This is a genomic window from Bacteroidota bacterium (genome assembly GCA_018266755.1).
GTDB lineage: Bacteria > Bacteroidota > Ignavibacteria > Palsa-1295 > Palsa-1295 > JAFDZW01.
Genome location: JAFDZW010000002.1, coordinates 384,133 through 397,790 on the forward strand (window position 1 = coordinate 384,133; position 13,658 = coordinate 397,790).

Annotated in this window: 13 protein-coding genes; 4 read left to right on the top strand and 9 right to left on the bottom strand. The window is 50.4% G+C overall.

The window, feature by feature from the left end:
- Positions 1–227 precede the first annotated feature (227 nt).
- Positions 228–902 carry a hypothetical protein gene (locus tag JSS75_04105; GenBank protein MBS1902865.1) on the bottom strand — a complete coding sequence of 225 codons (675 nt, stop codon included), beginning with the start codon at positions 900–902 and terminating at the stop codon, positions 228–230.
- An 831-nt stretch (positions 903–1,733) separates the two neighbouring features.
- Positions 1,734–3,404 carry an AAA family ATPase gene (locus JSS75_04110; GenBank protein MBS1902866.1) on the bottom strand — a complete coding sequence of 557 codons (1,671 nt, stop codon included), beginning with the start codon at positions 3,402–3,404 and terminating at the stop codon, positions 1,734–1,736.
- Positions 3,405–4,112: 708 nt separating this feature from the next.
- On the opposite strand from JSS75_04110, the gene JSS75_04115 reads away from it, so the two are divergent.
- On the top strand, positions 4,113–4,373 hold the full coding sequence (locus JSS75_04115; protein MBS1902867.1) for a hypothetical protein: 261 nt from the start codon (positions 4,113–4,115) through the stop codon (positions 4,371–4,373).
- 833 nt (positions 4,374–5,206) lie between these two features.
- On the opposite strand, the gene JSS75_04120 is transcribed toward JSS75_04115, so the two are convergent.
- Positions 5,207–5,479, bottom strand: a complete 273-nt coding sequence (locus tag JSS75_04120; protein ID MBS1902868.1) for a helix-turn-helix transcriptional regulator — start codon at positions 5,477–5,479, stop codon at positions 5,207–5,209.
- Positions 5,480–5,611: 132 nt separating this feature from the next.
- Here JSS75_04120 and JSS75_04125 point away from each other — a divergent pair, with 132 nt between their 5' ends.
- The 3 genes from JSS75_04125 (at position 5,612) to JSS75_04135 (ending at position 7,382) form a co-directional block, all read left to right on the top strand.
- Positions 5,612–6,283, top strand: a complete 672-nt coding sequence (locus tag JSS75_04125) for a hypothetical protein (protein ID MBS1902869.1) — start codon at positions 5,612–5,614, stop codon at positions 6,281–6,283.
- Positions 6,284–6,360: 77 nt separating this feature from the next.
- Positions 6,361–6,714 carry a hypothetical protein gene (locus JSS75_04130; protein ID MBS1902870.1) on the top strand — a complete coding sequence of 118 codons (354 nt, stop codon included), beginning with the start codon at positions 6,361–6,363 and terminating at the stop codon, positions 6,712–6,714.
- Positions 6,714–7,382 (top strand): hypothetical protein, encoded by a 669-nt coding sequence (locus JSS75_04135; GenBank protein MBS1902871.1) that lies wholly within the window; start codon positions 6,714–6,716, stop codon positions 7,380–7,382. Before JSS75_04130 ends, JSS75_04135 begins: the two co-directional genes overlap by 1 nt.
- Positions 7,383–7,668: 286 nt before the next feature.
- Here the strand turns inward: JSS75_04135 and JSS75_04140 are convergent, their stop codons facing one another.
- The 6 genes from JSS75_04140 to JSS75_04165 all read right to left on the bottom strand — a co-directional run bounded on the left by JSS75_04140 (position 7,669) and on the right by JSS75_04165 (position 12,939).
- On the bottom strand, positions 7,669–8,673 hold the full coding sequence (locus JSS75_04140) for a hypothetical protein (GenBank protein MBS1902872.1): 1,005 nt from the start codon (positions 8,671–8,673) through the stop codon (positions 7,669–7,671).
- A gap of 67 nt (positions 8,674–8,740) precedes the next feature.
- Positions 8,741–9,637 (bottom strand): hypothetical protein, encoded by an 897-nt coding sequence (locus JSS75_04145; protein MBS1902873.1) that lies wholly within the window; start codon positions 9,635–9,637, stop codon positions 8,741–8,743.
- A 217-nt stretch (positions 9,638–9,854) separates the two neighbouring features.
- Positions 9,855–10,154, bottom strand: a complete 300-nt coding sequence (locus JSS75_04150; GenBank protein ID MBS1902874.1) for a DUF1360 domain-containing protein — start codon at positions 10,152–10,154, stop codon at positions 9,855–9,857.
- Between the two features lie 945 nt (positions 10,155–11,099).
- Entirely contained in the window at positions 11,100–11,309 is a 210-nt protein-coding gene (locus tag JSS75_04155; protein MBS1902875.1) for a transposase, read from the bottom strand.
- Positions 11,228–11,824: a transposase gene (locus tag JSS75_04160; protein MBS1902876.1), complete on the bottom strand. Its 597-nt coding sequence runs from the start codon at positions 11,822–11,824 to the stop codon at positions 11,228–11,230. The genes JSS75_04155 and JSS75_04160 overlap by 82 nt, the downstream gene beginning before the upstream one ends.
- 956 nt (positions 11,825–12,780) lie before the next feature.
- Positions 12,781–12,939 (bottom strand): hypothetical protein, encoded by a 159-nt coding sequence (locus tag JSS75_04165; protein ID MBS1902877.1) that lies wholly within the window; start codon positions 12,937–12,939, stop codon positions 12,781–12,783.
- Between the last annotated feature and the right edge of the window lie 719 nt (positions 12,940–13,658).

A 13,658-nucleotide genomic window follows, 5' to 3' on the forward strand; every position in this document is an offset into this window, starting at 1 on the left:
CATGATCCTCCCACCGTTCGCAGACTGTTTGTACTTCTGCAGGATCCCTGAGATCATGCTCACCATAAGAGCTGATTTTCGAGCGTTCAAAGTTCGGTAGGTTCTGCCGCGTCCAATTCGATAATTTAGCTTTGTACACCGAATGCCATTTCGACTGTCCTCCCTGCAAGGGAGCACTGGGCCATGCTGTCGTTCGTCCGGATCGAACGACAGCATGACTATGCTCCCTAGGCAGCTAAAGCATCGCCGTCACTCCGCGCCTCAGCGGAAGCTGGACGTATCGCATCGTTAGCGGGCGCCAACCTCTGGTCGAACCCCCTTCTTTTCTGCCCCTTCCGGGCCGCGGCATCAGCAGCATACTTGAGCCATGCGGGCCGGTTCGCACGGACGATTTCGAGAAGAGCCTCGAAGTCCTTCTCATCATCTAGAGCCTGGGCTACAGCCCTCCCTTGCTCGTCCGCTTCGTCCACGCTGAAGTACCACCCAGACTTCGTGGCTCTCATCCTCCGTCGCAATTGTGGTGGTGTCCCATCGGCACCATTCTCATGAGTGTTCTGCTCACCCAGAGCATCTTTGGCCGTTGGGGACGATCCCAAGAGATCATCGCGCAACGCCTGATACCTAGTCCTGAGCAAATGCACATTACCGTTGGTCATCACAATCGCTGATCGCGTTCGTTTTCTAGCGAGCGACGATGCAGGTCCCAACTGTTCCCAGTTCTGGAGATGCTCAACGTCGCAAATCGCCCTGATGCTTGAGCGCAGCAAAGTGAGCCCATAGAAGCCAGCATATTTGCGATGCATGAACAGCACCTGGATGTGTCGGTGCGATAGTTTTCTGCCCCTCTTCACACGTCGTGCCTTCTTGGCTTTGACGTCATTGAGTTTATTGATTGTCTTCATATAGATATATTAATAATAACTCGCCGGCTTGTGCCGAGCGACGCGAGCATCAACCGAAAGTTAGCGGAGGGGTGTTCCGAAGTGGGCCCCACTCCAGTAACACGTGCTCACATCCGCTATCTGATTATGTGGCAATATGTTACTGGTTGTTTTTGGTCACTATCCGGTCATCGAGTTGCCCGGTGTCGCCCCACAGTTTCTTTGGCCTCATCCATTTGTTTGTTCAATCGCACCAAAATTGTAAGGAAGTGGCTTTTCACAAGGTCTTGTTGCTGTTCGTGTCTGCTGTTGGGACCGCAGTAGCTGAGCTACCATGTGCCGGTTGGGACACCCGCTATAGCCAGTCGAGCTCACCGTTCTCTGGCGCATCACACACACCCTCGGGTATCTCGAACTCCACCAATCATACGCTGTATTGCAATTCACCGTGCGCCACCTGACCGCACTTCTCCCGGCACCATGACCTTCGGCAGAGTTCCTGCCGTATCGGACGCAACTGACGTCCAAGCCAAGATTCGGATCTCTCGGAAACCTGATGATGATTCAATCTTGCACAGTATCGGACCGCCGACTGCACTCTATAGGTTGATCCAACGAACCTTACGAGCCCGCCTTGAGTGGGGGCTCATGCTCATGGGTCATTGTTCCCCAGACTGGCGTCGGCCTGTGAGCATGAGCATGTTGGCATATTCATCACCGCACTGACCAAGAGGACTGAGGCGAGCACGTTTGTCAGTAGGAAGAGCGCCAACCGGTTGCTCTCAACTGTGCTAAGGGTAGTCTTTGGAATAGGGTGGAGCTGTTCGGATTCGGCCCCACCCACCCAATCGCTCACTTCGGTTCTACCACCGCGATGAATCCCTCACCCGACGCCGTCACATCGACATCCGAGTCAGGCTTCGTTGTAGTGAGCATCTCGACCACGGAACTAGCAAGCAGCCCCTCAGGCGAACGTTTCGTCGCCTCGGTACCGATCTTGCTTGATTCTACAGGATTTGCATCGCCCTGTTTTGTCGGAGCGACCACTTCCGCGGCGCTACCAGCTTCCCAGTCTTCGAGCCAACCGTGGTCGCTGCCGTCTTCCCCTCGAACACGGTATTTCTGCTCCGGGATATCCATACCCAGCTTTTGAACGTGCAGTCTTCGGACAGTCGCAGCGTACTCGACCGGGATGATACCGTCAGCATTCATCGATGCGAGTATCGCCGCAAGCGTTGGCTCAAGAGACAGCACGTTTGCAGGGAGAGCATACCGCCCGTCATCCCTTTTGCTCAGTTTCTCGATCAACCGACGCGAGTGCGACTGGCTTAGGCCGTACTTGGCCATACAGCGCTTGACGAGTTCGCCGTGACGGAGGACTTCATCTATGCTCCTAAACAGGCGATTGAGATTGTACTTCGGCCCAGGGGGCTGAAGTTCCGATTCCTTTTCCTGTTCGGTGCGGCGCCCCGGATCGAACGAATCCAGCGATCGCGTCTCACCGCTCCGGCTGAACGTCAGCGTGGTCTCGTCCAACTTGATGCCGATCGTGTACTGCTTCATCTCACTCGAGACTCCATTCCCCTTCAGGATGAGCAGATGACGCATCGTTGGATCGTCCCGATCGGCAAGTAACTGAAGAACGAGGCGTACCTTCTGCCCCAGCGCGGACGCACCCTGCATGTGTCGAAGGGATGGCTTGTCATCGTACCCGCTCTTATTGATGTGGTGGTTAAAGAGCAGCAGGCACTTGTATCGCTGTGCAAGTTCGTAGAACGGGCGCAGGAAGCTGGACACCTCCGTATTATTATTCGCATCCCGCATCGTGAAGAGATCGCGGAATCCGTCAAGGACGACCAGGTCAGCCGGTGCTTCCCTGAGCATGCGCTCCAGTCGACCCAGGACTTGCTTCGGGTCGATCGATTCCGTGAACAGGAAGCGAAGCTTGCCTCGGGTCGTATTTGCAAGAGCACCCTCCCCGGCAAGCATTCGGTCGAAGACGCGCCGTGTATCGTAACGCCCATCCTCCGTCGATACGTAAATTACGCCACCGCTATCCGTCCACAACGGGATGTCCAGAAACTGTTTGTCCCTGCGGTTGATCGCTAGCGATAAGTTGCGACAGAGCATGCTTTTCCCCAGATCTGGACGAGCGATGAGAACAGCGATTCCAATCTTTGGTAGGTAGTTCTCAAGCATGAAAGGCTCAGGATCGACGCTGATCTGCATCAGCGCTTCAAGCGTGATCTCGCCGTCGAATTCGTCCCATTGCTGCTCTGAATCGCCGCCATCACCTAGGTATGGTCTACCCGGTTCCGATGGTGGTACAGTGTACTCAAAGATCTCACCCGTATCGGTATCGATCTCTGAGTAATCCGAGTCACCGGGCGACGCGTAGTCTTCGACCAGCGATGAAGCATCGCCGCTCGTGAACTGCACTTCGTCGTCGCCTACGTTATCATGTTTGTGTAATGAGTCCTCCGACGGACGGGCTGATGATTCGTCGTGAGGTCTGTCAGGCACAGAAGGATCGTGCCCAAATGTATAGTTTGTAGTGGTCATGTGTATATACTTTATGTTCATCAATTTCAGTCGTGTTTGGCAAGGAAGCAAAACCTACCTGCCTCGACTTGTTCATTCGAACGAGTCGGTTGCGCTTGGTCTTGCTCAACGCATGCCGCACGAATTGCTGCTGTTCTGTCCGATGCGAATAACTCGCACGAGCAGAACAGCGCCCGTAGAACCGAAGTGAGTCGCGGCGAAATCCGACTGGCGAGTCATATTGGCTTCATTTCTGCTCAGAGAGCCAAATTACTTAGGAGCGCATCCGATTTTGTTTGTAATCATCTCACAATTGGATAGCATTCATCCCAAAGGTCGTTGGAAGCGTTAGATTATAACCCTCCCTAAATCCATTGAAACAGCGACTGGGATCGCTGCCAGCCGTCGCGTTGCAACGATCATAAAGGCTCCACAGCCCGTGTCCGACGGGGCTTCTGGGATATTGGAACTGAGAAAATTATTCGCTACGTTTTTCCCGCATGACACGAGCACATGCGCAACGGAGTATCAAGGTGACAACGAACACGCAACACTGCTCCATCGTATGCTACGAATTCATCACGTTGTTCAACAACGAATGTGATCAACGTCGTGATTCAGCAATGCGAGTGAACAGCAGAGACGATCACGGTTCGATGCTGCTGATTCTTGCAACAACTACGACGTACGATGGCACTGCATGAACTCATGCCTGACAAAGCGGTTGTGTGGTTGTTGCAATTTTGTCCATTGCACACCGAAGACATTCATCGTTCGTTCGGCTGTCGCACCGATGCGTTTCGTAGCAAACGATCAGCGATTGAGTTCGTCGAACAGAGTGATGTGTACGTTGGTGTCGATGTTGATGCATTACGCGCTTCAGACTCGTGCGATGCAAACTATGTTCACGCTGCCGGCAAGCTCTACCTGTTCTTCACGATGCTGAAGTGATCTACTCACGTCCCGTCTTTGCTTGTTCATGCATTTGTAGTCTGATGAAGAGATGTCCAATCAGTACTGTGATCGCGTTTGTTTACGAACGGTAATGGACTAGGTTGCTAACTTCATAGTCTCAGGAGCATCGCAGTGAAGAGAACTGAGTGAGATGAGACGGAGAGACCATGACAAAGGGTTCAATGTAGCAAGGTTCCGAACACCAACGAAAACTGCACTGTGGCACGATGATAGCACGCCGAGCGCTTGTCTCATCGTATCAATATTGCCGCTTCCCTGGGTTGCAAAAGAGATGATAGTATGGCACCTCGCGATCCTGTCTTCGTGAGGGCTGTAGACACGAGGACGCAGCATTCTTCAGGAGACCGGTTCACTGGCTTCGGCCAAAACTTCTTCGTGAACCATTGTCCCGCCTAGCTATCCCCTCGTACGAGCTCCCTCGCACTGAGACTCTCCAAAGCAGGTTGGACCAGCAGACTCGCCGGTAATCTCGTCCGAGCCAAGCGAAGCCTCTCCCTTACGCAAGACACCCCGAATCGCTATTTTATGGTTCCGAGTATGGCTCGAGTGTTCCCGAGGGCAAGGAAAGGCCCTTCCGTGACCAGCGACTCACGATAGTAATCCGACCCAAAAAACCGAGAGCCGCTACCGGGCTAGGAGCGAGTACAATTTTCCGTAGGAACCTGCTTCATCACGAAGGCAAAGCAGCGAGCTCTTGGCAGACTCGACAGCCGGTGAACTGGCATCGCGTGCAAACTTGAAAAGAGCTTCCGCAGAGGCAAACCCATACATCCGGCATCTAGCAGCTCAGACTACCGTTGAGGCGGCCGTCATTTTCGTTTCTTCGCATCCCCCGAACCTGCTATCACCTGGTACACCTCAGCGTCCATGAACGCTCCTTTGAGCAAGAGCACATGTGCCTCCACCTGTAGGGCCTTCGACAGTTTCTTCAACGTATCGATCGACAGATTGGCGTTCGAGCGTTCGATGTCACCAACGTAGGTAGGATGTAGCTCGGCAACCTCGGCAAGCCGTTCCTGTGTCCATCCAAGCCGCTTGCGAAATCCTCGCACATTGCTTCCGATAATCTCTTCCAAAGTCATTGGAACAAATTATCCACTGAGGGCCTTGTTGACAAGAGGATATATGCCATATATCTCGTTTATATACGAGAATAGGGTGTTTTAGCCGTTAATACTGTTCGCGATACTCTTCTGGATGTTGCTTCACAGCTTGTGACCGAGCACGTAACGTTCGCTTGCGATATTGGCTCTACCCGACGTGGCCGGTTCGGGTGGGTTCGGATCGCGGATGACACTGGAGTCGCGAGTCACCCCACCACTGGGTCAGACATTTCCGGACTCGTTGAGGCGTTAGCGAACGACCTGATCATCGGGCATAAGGTATCCCTCGGCATTGAGGCCCCTCTGTTTATCCCAATCCCGGACAGTGCGACGGAACTGTCGATCGGGAGAGAACACGAAGGCGATCGCTCGTGCTTTGCGCCGGCCGGTTCGGCTGTCGCTCTGCTTATGCTGCACCAGATGGCGTGGATGTTCCGCCAGCTCAGTTCAAGCCTCCGGGCTCGATGTCTGGATCTGAAGTATTGCTTCGCCCTAGAAGAGTGGGGAGAAAGTCCAGGCACACTCCTGATCTGGGAAGCCTTCGTTTCGCGTCGAGGACACCATGAAAACGACGCTGATAGACACGTGCGCGACGCCCTACTAGCAGCGAAGCAGTTTCGGCAGCAGTTTAGCAACGGGTGGCCACACTATGCAAATACCATCCACATCCGTCAGGGCAGTTCATCTCTATCGCTCATCGATGTTGCATTGCTATACGCAACTGCGAGTGCGGACATCGCAGGCTTACACCGCTCGAACATCCAAGTCGTGAGCATCCCTTGAACGGTGAACTTGTGATTGAAACCCGGAATATGCACGAGCACGTTTTCCCCGAATTTTCATCATTCAACCTACACATTATGCGACACATCACACTCATAATTCTCACGCTGATCAGTCTCACTTTTGTAAGCACAACGCCGACGAATGCACAGAAGAAAGGCAAGGCAAATTCGAAGGCGCAGTGGAAGGAAGCACGTAAAGGGCAGAAGGTCGCTGTCAACTGGACCATGACGGTAACTCTCGTCTTCAATGACTACGCGGTCTGTTACCTTGACGGTGACTATCACTACGACGTGCGGCTCTATCAGATCGATCCCGTTGAGTTGCACCGAGACGACATCGTCATAGTGAAGGGTGAGACCTTCGGCGTTTCGGACATGGGGCAGGTGCAGGTGATGGCAACGAGCGTCACGAACAAGGGGCCACGCTAATGCTGGTTATCCCGTACAAAGACTACACGCTCCGGAAGAACTTCTGGAAACGCTTGATCTGGCAAGGCACCAAGCGCAGGATATACCTGGCCTCTCTACTTGCCTATGGGTTTATGGGGCTGACGAGTCTTTCGTCTGGTGGCACTCATAGTTCGCCAACCACCGATCGGATAGTACTTGCAAGTCTAGGATTGCTGCTGGTCGTCCCCGTACTCCTTAAACTGTACAAGGGAGGGGCGGATGAGATTGCCAGACAGTCCATGATCGCCCAACACATCCCTGAGACGCACTTTCAAACCGAACTGTCCGAGACACCCGCACATAAGTTGTTCTACTGGCCTGACCACCCTGATCTCTTCACTGTTCTGCTGACAAAGAATTTCATTGTCAATCTCCCCTACCTTGGCGCTGACGTTCAGAGTGCTGTCCGACTCGATACGATTGGCTCGATCGAATATGCAGAAGGTGACTCAAAACGACCATACAAGTGCCGAGTACGATTCCATATGAAAGATGGAAGCGTCGTGAACTTCACTGTGGAGCGAGGACTGTGGCTTTCACTTCCGGAAGAGGAGATCGCATCGCTGCTAAAAGCAAGAAAAGCTCTCTTGACACAAATTTCGATCACCATTCCGCATGTCGAAATCAAACACGCAGAGGAATGGTGACTAGCGTCACAAAAAAGGAGCCGAGACAGACGCATGCGTCCGGTATGCAGTATTAGTCCAGTTTTCCCAGACTGTGACGACACCCACCACTTCGATCGTCCACTTCTGCAACTCCACAGGACAATGCTGATTGATGCTTCTTGGGGATATCTCCGGGTGGCATAATACTATCCTTACTTTGCCCCGCCTCCCAAGCACAACTCCAGGATTGGGCAGATCGTCGTAAACCGAGATAGAAGTCAGAGAACTTATCCTCTACTCCTATCCGTAGGTTTGGGTAGATCGCCTAGCGACATTGATCGACCCAAGATGAAATCAGCAGTGGAATCACTAGTTGAGAGTACTTCCTTCGTGTATGCCATCCCCCAAGGTCGACATCTTGAAGATCCAACGCCGAATAGATACTAAAAATACGATTTCTGTACATATCGAAATAAGCGACCATCCCACTTGCAGTCATCCCGCAAGGGGCAAATAGGTTTGGATGATCGTTATCTATGTCCTTCTCCAAGTCCACAATGTCATCTAAGATAGCGATGAGTTCAGCAATCCTATACACCTTTCTCCACAAACTCTCGCCTAACTTGGGATCATAGTTCTTCTGGACCAAGAACCCGCCCTGGAGCATTATCAGAATTGGAAGCACCTTTCTTCGTAGCAGCAGGTAGGAGTTTCGTGATGAATTACGAGAGGCAAGATGGCTATCAAACATCTTGAGGCATAGGTTGCGAAGACAATCTGCCTGGCTATCGGAACGATGTTCCACTTGAAGTGATTGAACCATCGAAAGATATCTACTAACCATCACCCACCAGCAATAAGCGATCTTGTTAGCTTGCCTAGATTTTGGGACCGCCAAATCATTTGAAGACAATATACTTCTAAGCGCATCCCTTGTTATGAGGTCATCCACCTTAAGATACTCTCTATCAACGAGAACATCGAATAGCGATGTAATCAGATTCGCAATTCCACCTAATACGGCTACATACTCATGCCTTTCATTTGTAAGCTTAAGTGGGCCGATGAACGAGGACGACAGGTAATAACCTACGCCTGTTGTAATATAGATGGCATTTACAAAGTCTGGCCCAAACTCTTTTGACTCTTCCATTTCCCTCATGCCTGCGACTAAGTCCGGTAACTGAGAAGCAAATACGTCAGTGCCTGCGTGACGAGAAGCCTCGTAGAATTCAGAGACGGGAAGCGGCAGGTTCGTACCGCGAAGTGACTGTGCGACTTCGCGTCGAAGTTCACCAGCCAATTCAAGCATGAAATCCATTTCTTTCATGATGATCACTATACTAACCTTCTGATGCAATCTGACTTGTTAGCAATATACTCTCAGTCAGTAGAAGTCATTCCATATGATCATGCTTCAACATCTTACGTATGATCTGGAGTGTCGGGGCATGCCAGTGGATTTTTCTGTCCGAGCTACAAGATAGACTCCTAGAGGCTGAGAATCTCTTCCCCTCATCAATAGTTGACCAATCGGATTCAAGGAGCTCGTCCAAGACCCACTGCAATCGCTCAGCACCATATAAAACCGCCCGTTGAATTGCATAAACTAGTTCAATTGGATGGGAGTAGTAAGGAGCGATCTCTGCAAACTTGACTCCTTGATGCAGAAAACAATATGTTGCGGACTCCACGGATTCGCAAACTGTACGAAACAGAGCCGATCCCCTGAGCCCACACAGCGCCATCGCTGCTGCGGCATTGACGTTAACACATACATCAACTGGATTGTGTGGCAAATTCGCAGAGCTGACCAACCAAGTACGCAGAGCTCCCAATCGCACCCAATAACCGTCATCGTTGGAAAGACGACTCACTTCCAACTGTGGTACGACTTTCTGGAAGAACACTGCCACCTCGCTGACACTCAGACGATTATGTTTGATAAGTGCAAGGTAGGCCAAGCAGGTATCATCAAGATCAGGAATACGGCAATCAAAAATCTGATGCGAAATCTTCGGCGTTAGGTTTTTACTCGGGTAGAAACGAAACCAACCCGAGTTAGCCTCATCCATGCATTCCTCGACAAAATCTAGAATTCTCGACAAGGTCCGCTTAAGACTCTCCGAGAAAACCAACTGATCACATGCACACTCGATGGCTACGAGACTAGATACTGCGCAGTTCAAATCGGTGACCACCTGTCCCCCGTAACTCACCTCTGAGAGAATTCCCCCATATTCGGATTGACCCTTTCTTAGCTCTTCCAGAACGAGATCGCTACGATGTTTCAAAGACATTCGATGTACAATTTAAGATATCCCAAGTTGAATTGCTCATTTGAACAATTGTCACTTGATTCGATGCCAATATGTTGTTAGTGCGAGTATGACTAGTATTGCGATGCAGTCACAACATACTCAGCCACTACTCTAGAACAATACCCAACGCTTGGTTTAGTCGCCATTTTTAACGCAAGGAGCAACTATCCCTCAAATTTGCCGAAGGACCTCATAAGAGTTTTCCTATCAGCCTGTCTGTAAATATCGCCAGCGCCGACAGAGACAATGTCATCATTATGCCCTCTTCAATTGTTGTTGCTCGACATATTGCAAACGGTATAGCAATCCAAATGCTCAAGCAATAGAAACAATCAAAGAGCTTTCCAAGCAAGGAATCACGAAGAGCCATCCTGCCCTTCAATACCAAGTCAAATGGACCGTCTTCGGATGAAAGCAAGTGGCTTATGCGCCACACAGATAACACTGCCAAAAAGTACCAAAACATATCTTGGCGGAATGGACGAATCACCGATCAATCGGCTCTTATGAATTACAATAAATCAGTAATTATATGAACGCTTGTAGAAACCATCTTAGGAAATGGGTGGTTCCAACTAAGGACATTCAACTAAAATTATGATCCGATTTGCAACCTTTTGGTGGCTTTTTCTTTCCATCGGGTTCACGATTCTCTACCAAGGTTGCACACAAGAATATATGAAACAAACAAGAACAAATATGAACCAGATCGATAACCTTGTACTTCCGTCGAATTTGTTGCGCGTCGCACCCTCGGTCACTGAGTTCCAAGATGGGACTTGGTATGGGCAATATCGTGACATTGCTGATCACTTCGGTTCGATCGAGTTGAACTTGGCACGAAGAGACTCTTCCATCGAGGGCACTTTGACATTCAGCTTTCTCGATAGCACTGGAAGGAAAGTCTATGGCGGCAACGTAAGGGGACTGATTTCAAGGGATCTCATTAATTTTGAAATTGCAATGGGAGAGTCTTTCCCCGCTCTTAAGTTTCAAGGCAAGTGGGTTGTTACGTCAAATGGTCTACAGTCAATGTACGGATATGTAGCTAGCACCTCCAATCTACCTTTCTTTGGAGGAATTTGGTGTGTCTGGATTGAGTCGAAGTAGATTGATCGACGAGTCTATGAAAGATTAGCCAGACAGGACGCTATTCTTATTTAACATGTTTGAAGCATCTTGGATAAAACACTCCTCCTATTACACGGTACTTCAGTACGACTTGAAGACACCCAACATAGAGCAGTCACTTACATGACCAAGCCGGCGAGTTATATGATCTTTTAGCATGACAAGTGACGTTACCAAAATCTACCAATAGAAAGTTTATGAAAATCAATTCTGACGGCATGGTCAGCAATTAGAGTATAATTATGATGCCCCAAAAAAATTAGGACAGCAAACAGGGTGTAGTTACATTGGGTCTGAGTACATATCATGCAGCCTGTTTGTATCGCATTGCGGCTGTCTGATAGTCGAACGACTGATGTAGCCGTTCGTGATAATAGAAGTCGATATACCAGCGGACTCCCTCGTCGAGGATCACCCGATAGTCCGCCGGCATCAGATAGACGTGCTCATACTTGAGCGTCCTCCAGAAGCGTTCGATGAAGATGTTGTCGATCGCCCGACCCTTCGAGCCCATGCTGATGCGAACACTGCTCTGGCGCAAGAGCGGCGTGAAGCTCTCGATGGTAAACTGACAGCCCTGATCGGTATTGACGATCTCGGGTGCCCCGAACGTCTCGAACGCCTCTCGCATCTCTCGGCCGTCATCGTGTTCGAGATCCGATACCCGACGATATAGCGGCTGTGCTCGTCTATGATCGCCGCTATGCACAGGAACCCACGCCGCATCGGGATGCAGTTGATGTCCATCGACCACACATGTCCGCCCCTGGTGATCTCGAGCCCCTTCAGTTGGCCGATCCACGCGTAGAGTTTCTCGCTCTGATCCTCCGACGGCTTCTCCGACCCCGCACCACGCTCGAAGACCTGCGACAACCGTTCGGTCGCCTCCTTCTTCCACTGCGTGATCTGGTTCGGATGCAGTTCGTACCGACGCGCAAGATCTTCGATCGTCCGTCGCTCGCGCAACGGCTCCAAAACCACTTTCGCTTTGAATGCCGGACTGATCTTCCGGCGGGTGCCTTCTTCCATATCGGTACAAGTAGTAGACCCAATGAATCCCACCCTAACTACCTGTCCTAAGATCGGGGGGGGGGGGGGGGGGGGATCATAGTCCCTTGGTCGTCACTTACCAGATATTCTTTTGCAGAAATGAATTAGAGAAAAGGGAACTAGGCAACAATCTATGCAAACACATACCATAGCATGTATAGCGTTGCTTGGCAAACTGAGTCAGCCCCCTCAGGCATATCAAACATGGCCCTTCCGTTCAGAACGGTATCGGTCAGGCGTAACCAAGAAGTAGTAAGGTTAGCAATTATAGTCTTGGCAGCTCATCCCTGGTCGAAACCCAAGCATTTGACTAGCAAAAGACCCCGAGTCAGTGAATGCACTTAGAATAGGACTATGATCCTTATCAAAATACTCGTGGCGTCTGTCCCAGCTTGGCCTACTCCCAAAAAGAGGATCGCTAGGGTCATCAGGATCAATGTGTACTTTTGTTACAACGTTCCCAGTTCGAAGATCCAGCGCGATACAAGTTCCCTTCAGCATCATGGGATCGTCGTAATAATGGTCTATATTGGCGCTATGACAAAGAGCGCAGATCAACTGATTACCCTTGTATGAACGAGGAGATAACCCTGGGCTCAACTGACTGCCAAAACAAAACCAGGTAAGGAAATAGGCATCAATCTCGGACCCTCCACAAGCGTGAATTAGTTCATGGAATAGTACCTGACAAAGCAAATCTAGGTTATCTCCAATGTTATCAAAATTCAGGTGAATATGTACCGTGTCACCAAGTGCGTACCCGTCCGTGTGCCCGTACTTGTTGGAATCTGTCAAATCGCAATCGATTTCAATACGTCTATGCCAAATGTCGTGGTTCAGGAGACAATCAATTATTGTGTCGAGGCAATCATTGATACCTTGTAGGTTTGGCAGACAACTATGAAGTTCGGTGCATACACAGGTCCATGCCTCCCTTATCGCATTCTCTCGGGAAGGGTACGCCGGCGGACTGCCGCTACGACCGGAGCGACCAACTGGCCGTATGGGGTGACTGCAAGGCCAATCGTCTGCGGGAGGGTCAGGATGCCACACTGTACCAGATGAATGCGTGGACCCGTATGCGTATGGGTCACGATGAATATTGGTACAATCAGTCCCGGTATCCGAATGCGGCTTGGCATTTTTCTTCCATGAAAGGCGTGGATCGGGATCATTTATTTGGATCGGGGGACCGTTTGGAGGAGGAGGAGGAGGATTCATGGGAGGCGGGGGGGGCGGAATTTCCCCCAAGGGAACAGTCTGAATTTCCGAACTGGAGACCGCCATACCTCCGGGCAACCGGTTAGGCGCATCCATATTTGTCTCTCCAAGCGAATAAACTCTGTCTTGCATTGGTCAAAGTAGCGAAAGTATCAACAAAGCTAGGAATGATTCGGACAATCTTCAACTCCCTATCTACTACTCCATACGATCCAGCTTCCGCCCAAGAAGAATTTATGGAGACTATCCGCAAAGACTCCAAAAGCACAAAGTGGCGATTCCGGAGTGCTATCGGTTAGAACTCCAGAGAAATGGATTATTGCACGAGATGAAGATTCTGTAGTGGCAAGTAAATCTACCCTCCCAGTCTCGATCTTGCCCTTTACCTCACCAAAAACGACCTCTTCACCAAAGTACGTTTTGGTTATTAACTTGAAAACGCCATCAAGGATAGTATCCGCACGATCAAAATAAAAATGAACTTCGCCCGTACTCTTCGAGGCGTCCATGAAGACACCCGTCCAATGTGCCTGATATGGTTGAACACCAATAATGGTTGAAGTCATACTCTGAAGCTTGTTTAGATTCACTA